The sequence below is a fragment of the Sphingomonas sp. genome (genome assembly GCF_051962185.1).
GTDB lineage: Bacteria > Pseudomonadota > Alphaproteobacteria > Sphingomonadales > Sphingomonadaceae > Sphingomonas.
In genome coordinates this window covers 1-5,551 of the sequence record NZ_JBQCCN010000214.1, presented here as the reverse complement: position 1 = coordinate 5,551, position 5,551 = coordinate 1, and the positions used below count along the sequence as shown (strand labels likewise).

General features: G+C 63.8%; 7 protein-coding genes. 3 read left to right on the top strand and 4 right to left on the bottom strand.

Annotation, left to right across the window (positions count from 1 at the left end; genetic code table 11):
* The coding region (locus ACTHJR_RS13575; protein ID WP_440523769.1) for an ATP-binding cassette domain-containing protein at positions 1-820 on the top strand (820 nt) is incomplete at its 5' end.
* Positions 821-875: 55 nt separating this feature from the next.
* On the opposite strand, the gene ACTHJR_RS13570 is transcribed toward ACTHJR_RS13575, so the two are convergent.
* Positions 876-1,646 carry a hypothetical protein gene (locus ACTHJR_RS13570; RefSeq protein WP_440523768.1) on the bottom strand — a complete coding sequence of 257 codons (771 nt, stop codon included), beginning with the start codon at positions 1,644-1,646 and terminating at the stop codon, positions 876-878.
* Positions 1,647-1,805: 159 nt separating this feature from the next.
* Entirely contained in the window at positions 1,806-2,075 is a 270-nt protein-coding gene (locus tag ACTHJR_RS13565) for an acylphosphatase (protein ID WP_440523767.1), read from the bottom strand.
* A 207-nt stretch (positions 2,076-2,282) separates the two neighbouring features.
* Here ACTHJR_RS13565 and ACTHJR_RS13560 point away from each other — a divergent pair, with 207 nt between their 5' ends.
* Both ACTHJR_RS13560 and ACTHJR_RS13555 read left to right on the top strand, forming a co-directional pair.
* Entirely contained in the window at positions 2,283-2,966 is a 684-nt protein-coding gene (locus ACTHJR_RS13560; protein ID WP_440523766.1) for a DUF3108 domain-containing protein, read from the top strand.
* On the top strand, positions 2,963-3,913 hold the full coding sequence (locus ACTHJR_RS13555; protein ID WP_440523765.1) for a hypothetical protein: 951 nt from the start codon (positions 2,963-2,965) through the stop codon (positions 3,911-3,913). Before ACTHJR_RS13560 ends, ACTHJR_RS13555 begins: the two co-directional genes overlap by 4 nt.
* 74 nt (positions 3,914-3,987) lie before the next feature.
* On the opposite strand, the gene ACTHJR_RS13550 is transcribed toward ACTHJR_RS13555, so the two are convergent.
* Positions 3,988-4,707 (bottom strand): NYN domain-containing protein, encoded by a 720-nt coding sequence (locus ACTHJR_RS13550; RefSeq protein WP_440523764.1) that lies wholly within the window; start codon positions 4,705-4,707, stop codon positions 3,988-3,990.
* A gap of 52 nt (positions 4,708-4,759) precedes the next feature.
* Positions 4,760-5,146, bottom strand: coding sequence for a DoxX family protein (locus ACTHJR_RS13545; RefSeq protein WP_440523763.1), 387 nt, complete (start codon positions 5,144-5,146; stop codon positions 4,760-4,762).
* Positions 5,147-5,551 lie beyond the last annotated feature (405 nt).

The following is a 5,551-nucleotide window of genomic DNA, read 5'->3' as shown; positions in this document are numbered from 1 at the left end:
CCAGACCAAGTCCAAGGCGCGTATCGCCAAGTTCGAGCAGCTGGTCGAAGCGCAGCAGAACCGCACGCCGGGCAAGGCGCAGATCGTCATCCAGGTCCCCGAGCGCCTCGGCGGCAAGGTGATCGAGGTCGAGAATCTGTCAAAGTCGTATGGCGACAAGCTCCTGTTCGAGAATCTGTCGTTCACGCTTCCGGCCGGCGGCATCGTCGGTGTGATCGGCCCGAACGGCGCCGGCAAGTCGACCCTGTTCAAGCTGATCACCGGCGCGGAGACGCCCGACGCCGGAACGATCGAGATGGGGACCACAGTCCGCCTCGGCTATGTCGACCAGAGCCGCGATCACCTCGACGACAGCAAGAACGTCTGGCAGGAAATCTCGGACGGGCTCGATTACATGAAGGTCAACGGCCACGACCAGTCGACCCGTGCCTATGTCGGCGCGTTCAACTTCAAGGGCGCCGACCAGCAGAAGAATGTCGGCAAATTGTCGGGCGGCGAGCGCAATCGCGTCAACATCGCCAAGATGCTCAAGCGCGGCGGCAACGTCCTGCTGCTCGACGAGCCGACCAACGACCTCGACGTCGAAACCCTGGGCGCGCTCGAGGAAGCGATCGAGAATTTCGCCGGCTGCGCCGTGGTCATCAGCCACGACCGCTTCTTCCTCGATCGCCTCGCGACGCACATCCTGGCGTTCGAGGGCGACAGTCATGTCGAATGGTTCGAGGGGAATTTCGAGGCGTATGAGGAAGACAAGCGCCGTCGCCTGGGCGATGCCGCGGATCGTCCCACGCGGCTGGCGTACAAGAAGCTGACGCGGTGATCTCGATTACCGGCTCGCAATTCGCTGGGCAACCGACGGACTGCGAGCCGGTGGATCAACAGCCGTCCAGCGCCTTGATCCCTTGAATGTAATAGCCGCCGTTTCGTGCGACAGTCGTCACTTCGGCGCGACCGTTACACTGGCGTGTGCCGGTCGCGTAACGATACCGAGCAACATACAAATCTGCATCTCGCACCGATATCCCCAGTAGCTGGATGGGCTCCTTCAGTTTTCCATAAAATCCGGAAAGCCCCGCAGCCGAAAAAGCCGCTTTGCCGCGCTTTTCTGGGACGACCAATCGGGATGCGATGGCTCCTTGGCCATCGGCGAGTGCGGCATAAAACGCCCTAATGACGGTAGCAGGCGTTCCATATTCCTCGACAAAGTCCATGGGACGCCCGGAAGCGCCGCCGATCGCCCGCACGGAGGTAATCCAGGCGACGAGTGGCTCGTGATGATGACCGGTTTCCGCTGCCATTGGATCGCGCAGGCCCAAGCTTACGCGTTTGCCCAGATATGCCTTCAACTTCCCGGCTACAGCCTTGGTTTCGACGACCTGCACAGCAGTAATCTTCACCGATGGATCGGCGAATTCGTCTCCGGTGATACAGATAGGTCGGTCAAGACGAAGTACATAGCTGGGATCGGGCGTATCGCCTTTCTGGACATCCTCGAAGTTCGGTGGCCCCGCGAACATTACATAGTCCAGTTTGCCTTCTAGTTGGCTCGGCTTGCCGGTAGCGAGGTTGTAGCAGGTGGCATTGTCGGTCGCAGCGGGTGACGAGGCGGCCGCTATCGCAAATGAAAGACCAGCGATTATCCCCAAGATCGAGCACCCCCACCGTTCCGAGGTGGAGTCGATCACTGGATGTCTGAATCGTCAAGCTGCACTCAACAAATAGTTATAAAAGGCGCGTCGCCACGCCACATCGGCGACCCTGCCTCTTCGGCTCGGCAAAAGGGAGAACCGCCAAACCGTGGCTCGCTACGCAGTAAATCTCTTGGTGAATCCCTTCACCGGCTGGCCCGCTTCGACATAGGCCTCGACATGGTCGACCCGCGCCAGCGGCGGGCCTGCGCGGCACGCCTCGACAAGGGACGCGACCGCATCCTCCTCCCCGGATGCCAATATCTCGACCGTTCCATCGGTGCGGTTGCGCACCCAGCCGGTGACCCCCAAGGCACTCGCCTTGCGGATGGCGAAATCTCTGAAGCCGACCTGGTGGACCTTTCCCGACACCACGACCCGCTGCATTATCCCCATAAACTACAACCCTTTGACCCGACCGCGGGGTTGAGCCCCCGCCTGTCGCAGCGAGTCTATCACCGGCCGTATCGGACCGGGCCGTTTCGGGTCCGCAGCCCGGCGCGGCAACGGGGCGATCTGCCGAAGACTGCCACGGATTTGCGCCGAACCGATCGGCGCAGCTAGGAAGGTCGCGCGAATTCAGGAGGATGTCGGGTGCTGACTGCGATCGTTGCACTGTTCCAGGCGGTGCCGGCGGCGCCGATAATCGATGGGACGCGCCTTTTCGTAGGCGACAGCTGCTACGCGACGTCCGCGTCGGCGACCGGGGTTCCGCCTGCGGGTGAGGTGCTCCGCCGGGTCGCCCGGACCGGTCGCGATCGATTGACGATCACGATCGTGTCGCGGTTCAATGGCGGGCCGTTGCTGAGCTCGACGCTGGAGGTCGCGCTTGCCGATCTCCGCCCGATCGAAACACGCGAGCGGACCGACGGCCGGACCGACCTTTCGGTGCGCTATGGCGGCGGTACCGCGCGGGGCAAGATCTATCAGGAGGACGGCAAGGTCGTCATCTCGACCCGGCGCTTCGACCGGCCGGCGTGGGATGACGAAAGCGTGGAGTTCGTCCTCACGACGCTGCCGTTCGCCGAGGGCGCGCATTTCGACATCCCCGTGTTTCACTTCGATCGCGGCCCGGCGGTTTCGCGCGTCGATGTTCTGGGATCGCGAAGAGTCGATATCGATGGCGTCGGTCGCGACGCCTGGGTCGTCGCGGCCCATACGCGATCGGACATGGTGATCACCTTCCTGATCGGGAAAGCCGATCGCCGCTTGCTGGAGATCGACGCCGGCGATGTTCGATCGTATCTCGGCGGCGATTGTTCGGAGCTGACGCCATGAGGCATTTTGCGCTTTTCGGACTTCTCCTGGTCACCTTGCTGTCGATCGGCGCGGCGCCGAACCGATCGCCGCCGGCTTACCGGTCGCTCACTCGCGAGTTCGCGCATTTCTACGACGCCACGCGCAGCATGCCGGAGGCAGCGCGCGTCGCCTTGTTTCGAAAGCGGTTCGATGCCCTGTTTCCCGGCTTTTACGAACCCGCCGACGGACAAACCGGCGCCCAGTTCAACACGTCGGTCGCCAACGCCTTGGCCAAATTCCCCGAGATCCGCGCGCGCTATGAGCAGACCGAGCGCGATTTCCCGCGCGCCTACGCCGCCGGCATCCGCCATTTCCGCGCGCAATTCCCCGGCTTCCGGCCGAGCCTGCCGATCTGGTTCGTCCATTCGCTCGGGCGGATGGACGGCGGCACCCGGACGTTGCGCGGCAAGAACGTCATGATCTTCGGCGCCGACGTCATCGCGCGCATCCACGACAGCCGCGACATCGGGCCGTTCCTCGACCACGAGATGTTCCATGTCGAGAATGCGCAGTGGTTCAAGGATTGCGATGCGATGTGGTGCGCCCTGTGGCAGGAAGGACTGGCGACCTATGCCGCCTCGGTCATGAATCCCGGCGCCGACGACCATCTGCTGATGCTCGACCAGCCGGCACCGATCCGCGCCAAGGTCGATGCCGACTGGCGCACCGCTTTGTGCCAGGTCCGTCGCGACCTGATGTCGACCGATCAGAAGGTCTATGGCAGCTATTTCTATGGTCGCGAGGACCCGGCGCGCATCTTCCCCGCGCGCTGGGGCTATTATGTCGGACTGCGCATCATGCAGCGGTTGGGCAAGGACCGGACGCTGCGCGACCTCGACCATCTGGCGAACGGGCCGGCGAAGGTGCTGCTTGCGGGGGAATTGACCAAGATGATCGGCGAGGCGGGCGGCTGCCCCGGAGATTGATCAGCCCGCTCAGCAAGAACGCCTCCCCGGCCTTCGCCGGGGAAGCGTGAGTAGGGGTTCCGTAGCGCTAGCTTCTAGCGCACCCGTTTGACGAACACCCGCCCGCCGTCGCGGCGCTCGGTCTGGAAATTGGGCACCGCCTCGATCAGGTCGGACAAGCGCTTGTAGCCATAATTGCGCGCGTCGAAGCTCGAGCGATTGCCGGCACGCTCGCCCAATTCGGACAGGTTGACGAAGCCGCGCTCGTCGCGCTTCACCGCGTCATAGGCGTCGACCAGCAGCTTGAGCAACTCGGGATCGACCTCCGACTTGCCATTGGCGCCGCCATTGACCGTCTCGGGCGCCGGCGTCTGGTGGAGCGCGGTCACGTCGATGAAGCGCGTACAGGCCTGTTTGAACGCTTCCGGCGTCTTCGACGTGCCGAAACCATAGACCGGCAGGCCGTCCTGGCGGATGCGCATCGCCAGCGGCATGAAATCCGAATCCGACGACATGATGCCGAAGCCATGGACGCGCCCGCGATAGAGCAGGTCCATCGCGTCGATCGTCATCTTCATGTCGGTGGCGTTCTTGCCCTTGGTCAGGTCGAATTGCTGCTGCGGCTCGATGCCGTAGCGCACCGTCTGGTCGCGCCAGCCCTTGAGCGCCGGCTTCGACCAATTGCCGTAGACGCGGCGGATGTTGACCGTGCCGAGTTCGGCCAGGATCGTCAGCACCGGGTCGAGCGTGTGCGACGACGCGTTGTCGGCGTCGATCAGCAAGGCGATGTTGCGGCGGTGCGGCTCGGCGGTCATGCCGGCGGTGATAGCGGGCGCGATGCGGCCAGCGCAATCGCGCCCGCGCGGATCAGGCGGCCGACCGATTGCGCCGCGCGTCGACGCTCCACGCGCCGGCGCCAGCAGCGGCGAAATAGAGGAAGATGAAGGCGTAGAGCATCGCCGGCTCGCCGCCATTGACCGCCGGGAAAATGCTCTTGGGCGCGTGCGCCATGAAATAGGCGATTGCCATCATCCCCGACAGCACGAACGCCACCGGGCGGGTGAACAGGCCGAGCAGGAACAACCCGCCGCCGACCAGTTCGAGCGTGCCCGCGGTGTAGAGCAGGGGAGTGAGCGGCATCGGGAAGGGCGGGATGCCGAAGAATTTGGACACGCCATGCTCCATGAAGCCGAGCGCGGTGACGATGCGCAGCAGCGATTGGAGCTGGGACGACCAGCTGGCGGGAATGGGCATGGCAGATCTCCGTTCGTTTCGCTGTCGACCTAAGGCGTCCGATCGACAACGACCAGCCAAACGCCGGAAACACTCGGTTGCCGTGATGCCGATCGAGGGACAATCCGCCGATTGGAATTCAGGGACGGCACCGTATCGTTTTCGCAACCGTCGCTCCGGCCTTGTGCCGGGTCCACCGCGCAACTAGTCCCTGCGGGCATTGTGGCGCGGTGGATGCCGGGACAAGCCCGGCATTGTCTGTTTGAGTTATCGTATAAGCGTGCCGTTCCGCTCATAAGCGGGATGCCCGGGCCGGGTGGCCACCCGGCCCGGGCGCGATTGGTCCGACCGTCCCGGCATAGGGCTCGCGCCCGTCGTCATCTTGGTCGCCTGATCGCTTCCCTTGACGCTTGGTGAGTTGCCAGG